This is a genomic window from Pseudomonas xantholysinigenes (assembly GCF_014268885.2).
Classification (GTDB): domain Bacteria; phylum Pseudomonadota; class Gammaproteobacteria; order Pseudomonadales; family Pseudomonadaceae; genus Aquipseudomonas; species Aquipseudomonas xantholysinigenes.
Genome location: NZ_CP077095.1, coordinates 436,411 through 448,980, shown reverse-complemented (window position 1 = coordinate 448,980; position 12,570 = coordinate 436,411). Strand labels below are relative to the sequence as shown.

The window sequence follows — 12,570 nt, the reverse complement described above, 5'->3', positions numbered from 1 at the left end:
AGGCCGCTCCTACAGGGGCCGCGTTTCCCCTAGCGCTTGGCGATGATATACACCGCATGCACGATCCCGGGGATATACCCCAGCAGCGTCAGCAGGATGTTCAACCAGAATGCCCCGCCAAAGCCAACCTGAAGGAACACGCCCAGCGGCGGCAGGATGATGGCGATGATGATACGAATGAAATCCATGCGATGCGCTCCTTGAGGGTGTCTCATCACAGACTAGCCTCGCTTCGCAGAGGTTCCCTGCGATAATGCCGGCACCGTGCGACAGACAAAAAAAACGCCCCGAGCCAAGTATTTCAGGCCAGGGGCGATGCGCAGGAACGCGAGACGGTTCGTTGAAATTCTGTAGGCCGGTCAGGCCGGCATCTCCCGGCGGTTGTACTGCTGGGCATGCAGTCGGGCAAAGGCACGGGCCAGGCGCAGCAACATCTCGTCGATATTGCCCTTGCTCACGGTCAGCGCCGGCGAGAAGCGCAGCACATCAGCCTGCGGGGCATTGAGCAGCAGCCCTTCGTGCAAGGCGGCCTCGACCAGCGCGGCCGCCTGCGCTTCGCGCATGTGCAAGGCCCAGAGCAGCCCCTGGCCGCGCACCTCGCCCTGGCCATAGCGGCCTGCCAGGCGGCTCAAGCCATCGCGCAGGTGCCGACCACTGTCCATTACCTGCTCGAAAAAGCCCGGTTCCAGCACGGTCTCGAGCACCGCCAGCCCAGCCGCGCTCATCAGCGCATTGCCGTGATGACTGCCGCCCAGTTCACCGGGCTCGGCGCAGCAGGCAGTACCCCGCGCCAGCAGCGCCGCCAACGGCACGCCACCGCCCAGGCCCTTGCCCAGGGTGATGATGTCGGCGCGCACACCATAGGTCTGCTCGGCCAGCAATGCTCCGCAGCGCCCGACTCCGGTCTGCACCTCGTCGAGGATCAGCAGGATGCCCAGTTCACGACATAGCTGTTCGACCCCCTTGAGGTAGTCGACACTGGCCGGAATCACCCCTGCCTCGCCCTGGATCGGCTCGAGCATGATCGCCACGGTGCGCGAGTCGACCGCGGCATGCAGCGCAGCCAGGTCGTTGAACGGCACTTTGCTGAAACCCGGCAAACCTGGCTCGCAGCGGTTGCACGGCAACGGATCGGAGGCCGACAGCGCGCCCAGGCTACGGCCATGGCAGCTGTGGCTGGCGGTGATGATGTGATAGGCGCCGTTGCGGTAGCGTTGCCCCCATTTGCGCGCCAGCTTGATCGCGCCCTCGCAGGCCTCGGCACCGCTGTTGAGCAGGTAGGCCTGGTCGCTGCCGGTGCTCTGGCACAGTCGCTCGACCAAGCTCAGCAATGCGCGGCTGTGATAGCCCACGCCGGGGTTGATCACAGCCTGGGCCTGGTTGCCCAGCGCCTTGACCAGCACGTTCGGGCTATGGCCCAGGCTGTTGACTGCGCAGCCCTGGGTGAAATCCAGATAGGCGTGCCCCTCGCTGTCCCACAACCACGAGCCCTGGCCACGCACGAACATCTGTGCCGCACGCTCGGCGCCGGGCATCAGCCGCTCGCGGCTAGGCTGCGCGGTGGCCGGCAGCAGTGCCGGGGCACGCTTTGGCTCGGCGACGGCGGCGGCCGAGCGGCGCAGGTTGAACAGGTTCATCGGGGCTCCAGCCAATCACGGTGCGAGGCGGTCAAGGCCTCCGATCGACGCCGGAGTGGATATTTTGCCTTGCCTATCAAAAGTGTTTTTCATCCCGGGTAACAATGGCCTCAATCAGCGCTGTAACCCTCTGGAATACGGCGATAGACTAGGCGCCGAGCCGGTTTGCGGCCATTTCGTTTTTCCAGCTTTTTCGATAAGTAATAGTTATGGATTTTCGCCAACTGCGTTACTTCGTCGCGGTCTACGAAGAAGGCCACGTCGGCCGCGCCGCCGAGCGCCTGTCACTGTCCCAGCCGGCCCTGTCGCAGCAGATCCGCCAACTGGAGCACAGCCTCGACCTGAACCTGTTCGAGCGCAGCAACAAGCGCCTGCTGCCAACACTGGCCGCCCATACCCTGTACAACCACGCCGGCCCCTTGCTCGAAGGCCTGCAGCGAGCCCACGAGGCCATGCGCAACTTCAAGGGGCAGTCGCTGCGTACCCTGGCCATCGGCGTGCTGCAGACCGTGCGGCCCAGCCTGGTACCGCAGTTGCTGGAACGGGTGCGCAAGGCCCAGCCGCACCTGGTGGTGCAGATCTATGAACTGTCGGGGTCGGAAATCGAGCGGCGGCTACTCAATGGCAGCCTGGACATCGGCATCAGCTACCTGCCCCCGCGTCAGCCTGGGCTGCATGGGCTGCTGCTGTACGAAGACGAACTGCAACTGGTCATCCCCAAGACCCACCCGCTGAAGGACTTCAAGAAGGTCTCGATCCGCCAGGCGGCGGAACTGCCCATGCTGATGCTGGGCGAGGAGTTCCAGATCCGCCAGATCTGGAAGACACAGCTGGCCAACCAGGGCCGCCGGCCACAGGTGCAAGCCGAGATGAACAACATGGCGGGGATTCTCGACAGCCTGGCGCATACCGCGCTCGCGACCATCCTGCCCGGCCGGGCCAAGGATGCCGCCCAGGACGACCAGGAACTGCTGTGGAAACCGCTGAGCGAGCCGCGGGTACCCTTGAAGGTTGGCCTGGTGTTTCGCGACGCCCAACGCCAGCAGGCCTCGGTGGAGCTGCTGCGCGCCCTGCTCGAGGAAGAGATCGACACCCGGCCGCTGGGTGTCTCGCCGCTGGACGTGCTCGGCTGACAAATCACGCGCACAAAGAAAACCCCGCCTAAGCGGGGTTCTCCAGACTGTTTCCCTTTGACATCCCTATCGTCCCGCCTCCCTGGCAGGCAATCCTTGCGTGTCCCTGTTCTGTCCATTGCGCGTCCTGCGCTACGTCCATGTGACAAAGATTAACCGTGGATCCAATCTTAGGAAAGAGGCGAAAAGTCACCACGCAATGTAAGAGAATGCTTACAAAAAAGGGGCATCCACAAACAGGAGTGCCTTAACGCAAAAGGCCACTCCCACCGACGGATCGCATCCTCGGCAAGAGCGGCCTGGACCGCGCGGCTGTCAACCAGCCAGCAGACAGCTTAGAACTGGGTAGCGTCCAGCAGGTAGAGCGACTCGCTGCCAGCCTTCACCGACGCCACCAGCGAGTGCACCCGCGGCAGCAGACGCGCGAAGTAGAAACGCGCCGTGCCCAGCTTGGCACCATAGAACTCGGCATCGCCCTCGCCGGCCTTGGCCGCGCGGGCCATCAACGCCCACATGTAGGCGTAGGCGACATAGCCGAACGCCTGCAGGTACTCGACCGAGGCCGCGCCGATCTCGTTGGGGTTGCCCTTGGCCTGGTCCAGCAGCCAGGCCGTCAACTCATCGAGCTGGTCGAGGGACGCCGCCAACGGCTTGGTAAACTCACCCAGGTCGCTGTCGGCAGTGGCGATGAACTGGCGGATCTCGTCGGCGAACAGCTTGTAGTAGGCGCCACCGCTGGCCACCACCTTGCGCCCGACCAGGTCCAGGGCCTGGATGCCGTTGGTGCCTTCGTAGATCTGGGTAATCCGCACATCGCGCACCAGTTGCTCCTGGCCCCACTCGCGGATGTAGCCATGGCCACCAAATACCTGCTGACCGTGCACGGTGCACTCCAGGCCCAGGTCGGTGAGGAAGGCCTTGGCCACCGGGGTCAGCAGCGCCACCAGCTCTTCGCTGCGCTTGCGGGTAGCAGCGTCTTCGCTGTACTTGGCGCTGTCGAGCTGCATGGCCACGTAGGTGGAGAAGGCGCGGCCACCTTCGATCAGCGCCTTCATGGTCAACAGCATGCGGCGCACGTCCGGGTGGACGATGATCGGGTCAGCCACCTTGTCTTTCGCTTGCGGGCCGGTCGGCGCACGGCTCTGCAGGCGGTCACGGGCGTACTCGACGGCGTTCTGGTAGGAACGCTCGGCCGAAGCCAGGCCTTGGATACCCACGCCCAGGCGCTCGTAGTTCATCATGGTGAACATCGCCGCCAGGCCCTTGTTCGGCTCGCCGACGAGGTAGCCGACGGCTTCGTCGAAGTTCATCACGCAGGTGGCCGAGGCCTGGATGCCCATCTTGTGCTCGATCGAGCCACAGGTAGCAGGGTTGCGCGCGCCGAGGCTGCCGTCCGCGTTGACCAGGAACTTGGGCACCAGGAACAGCGAAATACCCTTGGGGCCCGCCGGGGCGTCCGGCAGCTTGGCCAGCACCAGGTGAATGATGTTCTCGGTGAGGTCGTGTTCGCCGCCGGTGATGAAAATCTTGGTGCCGCTGACCTTGTAGCTACCGTCGGCCTGCGGTTCGGCCTTGGTGCGGATGATCCCCAGGTCGGTACCGGCGTGTGGCTCGGTGAGGCACATCGAGCCGGCCCAGACACCCGCGTACATGTTCGGCAGGTACTGCTCCTTGAGCGCTTCGCTGGCATGGGCGTTGATCGACAGGCAGGCGCCGGCGGTGAGCATCGGGTACAGACCGAAGGACAGGCTCGAGGCGTTGACCATCTCCTCGACCTGGGCCGAGATGGCCTTGGGCATGCCCATGCCACCGAATTGTGGGTCACCGCCGACGCCGACCCAGCCACCCTCGGCGTAGGTCCGGTAGGCTTCGATGAAACCGGCTGGGGTGCGCACCGCGCCATTGTCCCAGTGGCAGCCTTCCTCGTCGGCGGCGCGGCTCAACGGGGCGATGGACTTGCCCGTGACCTTGCCGGCTTCTTCCAGTACCGCCATGGCGGTGTCGGCGTCGACCGCCTCGGCCAGGCCCGGCAGTTGCGACCAGAGTGTGGCCACGTCGAAGACTTCATTGAGGACGAAGCGCATATCGCGCAGGGGCGCTTTATATTCAGCCATGACAACCTCTCGCTATCGGGGTCGGGGCGGCCCGTCGAGGGCCGCGGCACTGGGATGACCCGCAGTGTAACCGAACAACTTTTCCGAGACATAGGGTCATCATGCGACTGAATAGTCCTATGTGGTCACACCCGCAATCAGGCCATGCGCACGGCACCACGCCGTGATTGCTGGCCAAAACTCATCACGCAGTTACGCCCCGCGCCCTTGGCGCTGTAGAGCGCCTGGTCGGCGGACTTGAGCACTTCGTCGGGATTGCGGTGCTCCACCTGGCGCTCGGCGACGCCGATACTGATGGTCACCGAGACCGTGCTGCTGGCTCCACCGCCGCGGCGTTGCCGGCCTGCGGAATCGTCCTGGGGGCGACTGTTCTGGTCGCGTAGCTGGATCGCGTAGTTGGCGATCATCTCGCGCACCGACTCCAGATGCGGCAGGCACTCTTCGACGGTCTTGCCGGCGAACACCAGGGCGAATTCCTCGCCGCCATAACGGTAGGCGCGCCCGCCACCGGTCACCTTGGACAGCCGGCTGGCGACCAGGCGCAACACCTGATCACCGACATCGTGGCCGTGGGTGTCGTTGAATTTCTTGAAGTGATCGACGTCGGTCATGGCGATCACGTAGTTGCGCCCCAGCCTCTGCATGCGCTCGTTCAGCGCCCGGCGCCCCGGCAGCCCGGTCAGCTCGTCGCGAAACGCCATCTGGTAAGCCTCGTGGGATACCGCCGCGGCAATCATCAGCATGACCTGGCTGCACATGATGTTCAGGGTGAACGGCAGGATGAAGGTCTTGGGCAGCATCCAGAAGATCCCGACCAGGCCGATGATCTGCGCCGCATGCAAGGGCCGGGGCTGGCGCAGGTACTGCACCACCAGCAGGATGAACACCGCGAGGAACAGCGGGTAGGCCAGCTGGATCAGGCTCATCCACTGGCCGTGCAACGATGGCCAGCGGATCTCCGCCAGCCAGGTCAGCAACGCCTCGGGGAAGCTCTGTTCCAGGGCCAGCGCCACACTGCCCACGGCGAACAGCACGGCGAATCGCGCCAGCAGGTCCTGGGCCAGGTGGGTACGCTCCTGCCAGGCGCCATACAGCCCGTACAAGGCCGGCAGCAACAGGCAGACCAGGTGGAAGATCACCGCGGCATCCTCGCGGACCCGGCCATTGTCACGGTAGAAGTCGGTCTGGGTATCGAGCAGGAAGTAGGCGATGTACACCGTGACCATCAGGAACAGTTCACGCTGGCGGCGGTACACCGCGCAGTAGGCGCCGCCCAGCAACAGGACCAAGGTGGGTAGAACGTTGAACAGCGACGTGAAGAAGACACTGAGGTCTCTCACGTAGGCTGCCGCAAGCCCTGCCAGCAACAGAATCAGCGAAGGCAGGAAGTGGCTCGCGCGTACAGCGGATAGACGAAACAAGGGTAATCTCCGACCCGGCAGATCAATAATGGCATTGTGCCCCTACTTCATCGGCAGTGCACATGAATAGATGAGTACAGATGGCCGCTTTAACGGCAGATCAGGGGCGAAGCTTGAGACTTTCTCGTTACTGGATGCGACACCGGGTAGGATTCTTCCTGTTTACACGGGGCCTGGAGCGGCCTTGTGCCGCGAAAGGGCGCAAAGCGGCCCCAGCATTTTCTGCGTTCACATCGAAATCCTGGGGCTGCTCTGCAGCCCTTTCGCGACACAAGGCCGCTCCTACAGGGGGAGCGTAAAGCCCAGGCGAAAAAAAACCGCCTGCCGGTGAGGGCAGGCGGTTTTTTGTGCAACCGGCTGGCTTAGATGGACAGACCGAAGTCTTCTTCCTTCATCGCCATCAGGTTGTTGGCGCCGGACAGGATCGCCGCGACGTGGCTGCGGGTGCGCGGCAGGATGCGCTGGAAGTAGAAGCGCGCGGTCTGCAGCTTGGCCGTGTAGAAGGCCTCTTCGCTGGTGCCGGCAGCCAGCTTCTCGGCGGCCAGGCGGGCAATGTCGGCCCAGAAGTAAGCCAGGCAGGCGTAGCCGGAGTACATCAGGTAGTCCACCGAAGCGGCGCCGACTTCCTCGCGGTCCTTCATGGCGGCCATGCCGATCTTCATGGTCAGCTCGCCCCACTCCTTGTTGATCGCGGCCAATGGCTCGACGAACTCTTTGGTGGCCTCGTTGCCTTCCTGCCCCTGGCAGAACTTGTGGACGATCTTGGTGAAGCCCTTGAGCGCCTCGCCCTGGGTCATCAGCACTTTACGGCCAAGCAGGTCGAGGGCCTGGATGCCGGTGGTGCCTTCGTACAGCATCGAGATACGGCTGTCGCGCACGTTCTGCTCCATGCCCCACTCGGCGATGAAGCCGTGGCCACCGTAGATCTGCACACCGTGGTTGGCGGCCTCGAAGCCGACTTCGGTCATGAACGCCTTGGCGATCGGGGTGAGGAAGGCCAGCAGGGCGTCAGCCTTTTTGCGCTCTTCCTCGTCCTGGCTGTACTTGACGATGTCCACCTGTTTGGCGGTGAAGTACACCATCGCGCGGTTGCCTTCGGCGAAAGCCTTCATGGTCAGCAGCATGCGACGCACGTCTGGGTGGACGATGATCGGGTCTGCGGCTTTGTCCGGCGCTTTCGGACCGGTCAGCGAGCGCATTTGCAGACGGTCACGGGCGTACTTCAGACCACCCTGGAACGCTACTTCGGCGTGGGCCAGGCCTTGCAGCGCGGTACCCAGGCGAGCGGTGTTCATGAAGGTGAACATGCAGTTCAGGCCTTTGTTCGCCGGGCCGATCAGGTAACCGGTGGCGGCGTCGAAGTTCATCACGCAGGTGGCGTTGCCGTGGATGCCCATCTTGTGTTCGAGCGAGCCGCAGCTCACGCCGTTGCGCTCGCCGATGCCGCCTTCGGCATTGGGCAGGAACTTCGGCACGATGAACAGCGAAATGCCTTTGGTGCCGGCCGGTGCATCGGGCAGGCGGGCCAGGACGATGTGGACGATGTTGTCGGCCATGTCGTGCTCACCGGCCGAGATGAAGATCTTGGTACCGGAAACTTTGTAGCTGCCGTCGGCCTGGGGTTCGGCCTTGGTGCGCAGCATGCCCAGGTCGGTGCCGCAGTGCGGCTCGGTCAGGCACATGGTACCGGTCCACTCGCCGGAGACCAGCTTGGTCAGGTAGGTGTGCTGCTGCTCGGGGGTGCCGTGGGCGGAGATGGTGTTCATCGCGCCATGGGACAGGCCCGGGTACATGCCCCACGACCAGTTCGACTCGCCGACCATTTCGCTCAGGGCCAGACCCAGCGACTCGGGCAGGCCTTGGCCGCCGTGGTCGACGTCATGGGCCAGGCTCGGCCAGCCACCTTCGACGAACTGCTTGTAGGCTTCCTTGAAGCCGGTCGGGGTCTTCACGCCCGACTCGCTCCAGGTGCAGCCTTCCAGGTCACCGACACGGTTCAGCGGGGCCAGCACCTCTTCACAGAATTTCGCGCCTTCCTCGAGGATCGCGTCGACCATGTCGGGCGTGGCGTCCTGGCAGCCCGGCAGGCTCTGATAGTGCGCCTCATAGCCGAGCAGCTCGTCGCGGACGAAGCGGATATCACGCAAGGGGGCTTTGTAATCAGGCATTGCGATGAACCTCTGTGATGAGTTCGGTGGGGAGACCGCGGATACCGACCAGCTCTTGGCGGCTTTCGGTCAAACAGTTGTTTGAAACTTACGTTTAGGTGGCCTCGCTGTCAAGGAGGGCTAACGGTGTCATTTATGCCGCCGAACATGACATTTACGCCAGACACCCTCAAACGCATCGCGGGGCAGGCCCGCCCCCACGAATGGAAGCGGGCTTGCCCCGCGATGTGTGTCAGAAGGGTCGATCAGTCAGGCGTAGGTGTCGATGAAACGACCGAGCATTTCGTCCGAAGCCTTGGCGACTTTGGCGCCCAGTTCGACTTCTTGCTTGCCCAGGGCCAGTTGCACGGTGCTGGTAGCCAGGTCCATCTGCTGGCTGCGATCGACGCCGCGCAAGCGTTCTGCCTGGAATTGGCTGGCCTGGCCGCCCGCCTCGCCGCGCTCGACCGCGCCGCTGGCGATCTGCTGGGCTGCCTGGTCGACGCGATTCTGCCCGGCCTGGATGGCACCAAGGCCCGCGTAGAAGGCGGAGCTTGCATTGATTTCCATGTCAGGACTCCGTGACGCTGGATAGTGAACAGGCCTTATTAAAGCAGTAGATCCGGCAAAAGGCCCGTTTAAATCGCTAATAGCCTAGTGCCATCCAATAGAATCGAATGATGTAAATCGTGATCTTGGCGGGTTCGCCGGCAGGACACTAGTCCAACAGGTCCAACTGCAGATGCTCGGCCACCGCAGCCGCTGCCGCCGCCTTCAGCCAGGGCACCCGCCCCAGGCACGGCGCCGGCAGGCGCTCGGCCAAGCTGGACAGGTTTTCCTCCAGCCGCGCCGTGCGCGGATCGACGATATTCGCCACCCAACCGGCCAACTGCAGCCCATCCCGGGCAATGGCCTCGGCACTGAGCAAGGCGTGGTTGATGCAGCCCAGGCGCACTCCCACCACCAGGATCACCGGCAGTTTCAGGGCAATGGCCAGGTCGGACAGGTTGGCATGGTCGGACAACGGCACGCGCCAGCCACCGGCACCCTCGATCAGGGTGAAATCGGCGTGCTGTGCCAGCACCTGTTGCATGGCATCGCGCAATGCCGGCACGCTCAACGCCACCCCGGCCTCGCGGGCCGCCACATGGGGGGCGATCGCCGGCTCGAAGGCGAAGGGGTTGATCGCTTCGTAAGGCAGTTTGACCGAGCTTTCGTCGATCAACGCCAGGGCATCGCTATTGCGCAGCCCCTTGGCGGTCACCACGCAGCCGGACGCCACCGGCTTGGCCGCCAGCGTGCTCAACCCCAACTGCCGCGCCGCATGCAGCAAGCCTGCGGCGATGGTGGTCTTGCCGACATCGGTATCGGTGCCGGCAATGAAATAGGCCTGGCTCATGTCACGGCTCCCCGTCCAACGGTTTGCGCAGGACGCCGTAGACCACCTGGTAGGTGGCAGGCAGGCCTTGCGCCTGGCGGAACTGTTCATAGGCATCCAGCAAACCCTGCATCCGCGCCCGCCCGGTGAGCCCGGAAGGGCGCCCAGGGTTGAGGTTATGGGCGCCCAACGCCTTGAGCTCATGGGTCAGGCTGCGGACATCGGGGTAATGCAGGACATGCGCACGCCGCTCCAGCTCGAGCACCTGCAAGCCACTTGCGCCGCACAACCGCTGGTAGTCCTCGAACCGGCGGAAACGGTTGACATGCACCATGCCGTCCACCGCTTGCCAACTGGCGCGCAGTTCATCCAGCGTGCCCACGCACAGGCTGCTGAACGCCAGCACGCCGCCCGGGCGCAGCACCCGTTGCGCCTCGTCCAGCACGCTGGCGAACTGGCCACACCACTGCACGGCCAGGCTGCTGAACAGCAGGTCGACGCTGGCATCGCGCAACGGCAGGCGCTCGGCATCGCCGGCCACATGCTGATGCGCGCCGCCGCCCTGCTCGCGGGCGTGGCGCAACATGCCTTCGGCGATGTCCAGGGCCACACCGCTGGCATCGTTGAAGCGCTCAGCCAGGGCTCGGCTGAAGTGCCCGGTGCCACTGCCCATGTCGAGCCAGCGCGCAGGCGCCAAGCCATCGGGCAGCTTGTCGAGCAAGGCCATGCCCACCGCGCGCTGCAGGGCCGCGACACTGTCGTAGCTGGCCGCCGCGCGGGAGAACGAAGCCGCCACCTGGCGCTTGTCCGGCAGGGCACCGGGCAGGGTTGGGTGGGAAAGGTCAGTCATCGCCACTCTCATGCAGGAAACTCTTGATGCCCGCCGCCAGCTCCTGGGGATATTCCAGCAGGAAGGCGTGGGAACTGTCTTCGACCAGGCCGACTTCCACGTCCGGCAACAGGTCGCTGAGGGCCTTGGCCGCTTCCACCGGCACCAGCGCGTCGCTGCCGGCGAACAGGTGCAGCTGCGGGCCGCCGTATTGCTCCAGGGCGGTGCGGGTGTCCAGCTTGGCCAGGACTTCAAGCCCGGTGGCCAGGTACAGCGGGTCGGTATCTGGTACGCCCACGCCGAGCTGGCGCAACAAGGTACGCGGCTGTTGCGCGCCGTCGCTGCACAGCGAGCGGAAACGCTTGAGGGTCACCTGGGTATGGCTGCGGCAACCGTCGAGGAAGGTGCCGAAAGTGTCGACCGGCATGCCATGGGGCCAGTCCGGACGGACGACAAAACTGGGGTTGCTGGCCAGCGTGAGCAAGCCACAACAGTGGTCGCCGCGCTTGTGCGCCAGGGCACTGGCGAGCATGCCGCCCAGCGACCAGCCGCCCAGCCACGCATCGGTCGGCAGCTTGCGGTCCAGATGGTCGACCCAGGCCTGGACATCACTGTCGGCCAACTCCGGCAGGGGCATCAACTCGACCTGCAGGCGAGGGTCCTGGGCGCGCAGGCTGGCGGCCAGCGGTTCGAGGGAAGCACAGCCCAGGCCCCAGCCGGGCAGGAGGATCAGTCGGTTACGCATCGGCGGACTCCAGCTGTGGATAACACTCGGCCAATGCATTCAACAATAGCTGCACCTGCGCCTCACTGTGGGCGGCGCTCAGGGTTACCCGCAGGCGCGCGCTGCCGGCGGGCACGGTTGGCGGTCGGATCGCGGTGACCAGCAACCCGCGCTCGCGCAACTTGCGCGACAACGCCATGGCCCGAGCGGCATCGCCGATCAGGATCGGCTGGATTGCCGTGTGGCTGTCCATCAAGGTCAGGCCGATCTGCTCGGCGCCGGCGCGGAACTGCTTGATCAACGCGGCCAGGTGCTCGCGCCGCCAGGTTTCGCCACGCAGCAACGCCAAGGCCTTGAGCGTGGCGCAGGCCAACGCTGGGGGTTGGCTGGTGGTGTAGATGTAGGGCCGGGCGAACTGCACCAGCGCTTCGATCAGTTCGTCGCTACCGGCGACGAAGGCGCCGGAAGTTCCACAGGCCTTGCCGAGCGTGCCGATCAGCACCGGCACATCCTCCAGGCCCAGGCCGTGATGCTCGACCAGCCCGCCGCCATTGGCGCCGAGCGTGCCCAGGCCATGGGCGTCGTCGACCATCAGCCAGGCGCCGCGGGCCCGTGCCGCCTCGGCCAGGGCCGGCAGGTCGGCGCAGTCGCCATCCATGCTGAACACGCCATCGGTGACCACCAGGGTGTTGCCGCTGGCCTTGTCCAGGCGGCTGGCCAGGCTGCCGGGGTCGTTGTGCAGGTAGCGGCTGAAGCGCGCGCCGCTGAGCAGCCCGCCATCGAGCAGGGACGCGTGGTTGAGGCGGTCTTGCAGCACCGTGTCGCCCTGCCCCACCAGCGCGGTGATGGCACCGAGGTTGGCCATGTAGCCGGTGGAGAACAGCAGCGCCCGCGGGCGCCCGGTCAGTTCGGCCAATGCCTCTTCCACCTGGTGGTGCGGCGTGCTGTGGCCGATCACCAGGTGCGATGCGCCACCGCCGACACCCCAGCGCTCGGCGCCGTCGCGCCAGGCCTTGATGACTTCAGGGTGATTGGCCAGGCCCAGGTAGTCGTTGCTGCAGAAGGCCAGCAACGGCTGGCCGTCGACCACCACCTCGGGCCCTTGCGGGCTCTCCAGCAGCGGACGCTGACGATATAGGTCGGCGGCACGCCGTTCGGCCAGCCGCGCGGCGAGGTCGAAGGCCATG

Annotated in this window: 11 protein-coding genes; 1 reads left to right on the top strand and 10 read right to left on the bottom strand. The window is 64.9% G+C overall.

Features of this window, described 5'->3' with window-relative positions; translation table 11 throughout:
• Positions 1 to 29: 29 nt before the first annotated feature.
• Positions 30 to 188, bottom strand: coding sequence for a YqaE/Pmp3 family membrane protein (locus tag HU772_RS01995; RefSeq protein ID WP_009681539.1), 159 nt, complete (start codon positions 186 to 188; stop codon positions 30 to 32).
• Positions 189 to 359: 171 nt separating this feature from the next.
• Entirely contained in the window at positions 360 to 1,637 is a 1,278-nt protein-coding gene (locus HU772_RS01990; RefSeq protein ID WP_186653402.1) for an aspartate aminotransferase family protein, read from the bottom strand.
• 209 nt (positions 1,638 to 1,846) lie between these two features.
• Here HU772_RS01990 and HU772_RS01985 point away from each other — a divergent pair, with 209 nt between their 5' ends.
• Complete coding sequence (locus HU772_RS01985) at positions 1,847 to 2,770, top strand: LysR family transcriptional regulator (protein WP_186653405.1); 924 nt, start codon at positions 1,847 to 1,849, stop codon at positions 2,768 to 2,770.
• A 335-nt stretch (positions 2,771 to 3,105) separates the two neighbouring features.
• Here HU772_RS01985 and HU772_RS01980 read toward each other — a convergent pair whose 3' ends face one another.
• The 8 genes from HU772_RS01980 to bioF form a co-directional block, all read right to left on the bottom strand.
• A complete protein-coding gene (locus HU772_RS01980) occupies positions 3,106 to 4,884 on the bottom strand; it encodes an acyl-CoA dehydrogenase C-terminal domain-containing protein (protein WP_186653408.1) in 1,779 nt (592 codons plus the stop codon).
• 137 nt (positions 4,885 to 5,021) lie between these two features.
• Complete coding sequence (locus HU772_RS01975) at positions 5,022 to 6,305, bottom strand: GGDEF domain-containing protein (protein ID WP_186653411.1); 1,284 nt, start codon at positions 6,303 to 6,305, stop codon at positions 5,022 to 5,024.
• A gap of 362 nt (positions 6,306 to 6,667) precedes the next feature.
• Positions 6,668 to 8,473 carry a phenylacyl-CoA dehydrogenase gene (locus HU772_RS01970; RefSeq protein WP_186653414.1) on the bottom strand — a complete coding sequence of 602 codons (1,806 nt, stop codon included), beginning with the start codon at positions 8,471 to 8,473 and terminating at the stop codon, positions 6,668 to 6,670.
• A gap of 249 nt (positions 8,474 to 8,722) precedes the next feature.
• Positions 8,723 to 9,022: a pyrroloquinoline quinone biosynthesis protein PqqE gene (locus HU772_RS01965; protein WP_186653416.1), complete on the bottom strand. Its 300-nt coding sequence runs from the start codon at positions 9,020 to 9,022 to the stop codon at positions 8,723 to 8,725.
• 148 nt (positions 9,023 to 9,170) lie between these two features.
• Positions 9,171 to 9,851: a dethiobiotin synthase gene (bioD, locus tag HU772_RS01960; protein WP_186653418.1), complete on the bottom strand. Its 681-nt coding sequence runs from the start codon at positions 9,849 to 9,851 to the stop codon at positions 9,171 to 9,173.
• Between the two features lies 1 nt (position 9,852).
• Complete coding sequence (bioC, locus tag HU772_RS01955) at positions 9,853 to 10,680, bottom strand: malonyl-ACP O-methyltransferase BioC (RefSeq protein WP_186653420.1); 828 nt, start codon at positions 10,678 to 10,680, stop codon at positions 9,853 to 9,855.
• Positions 10,673 to 11,404: an alpha/beta fold hydrolase gene (locus HU772_RS01950; protein ID WP_186653422.1), complete on the bottom strand. Its 732-nt coding sequence runs from the start codon at positions 11,402 to 11,404 to the stop codon at positions 10,673 to 10,675. The genes bioC and HU772_RS01950 overlap by 8 nt, the downstream gene beginning before the upstream one ends.
• A complete protein-coding gene (gene bioF, locus HU772_RS01945; protein ID WP_186653424.1) occupies positions 11,397 to 12,569 on the bottom strand; it encodes an 8-amino-7-oxononanoate synthase in 1,173 nt (390 codons plus the stop codon). The genes HU772_RS01950 and bioF overlap by 8 nt, the downstream gene beginning before the upstream one ends.
• Between the last annotated feature and the right edge of the window lies 1 nt (position 12,570).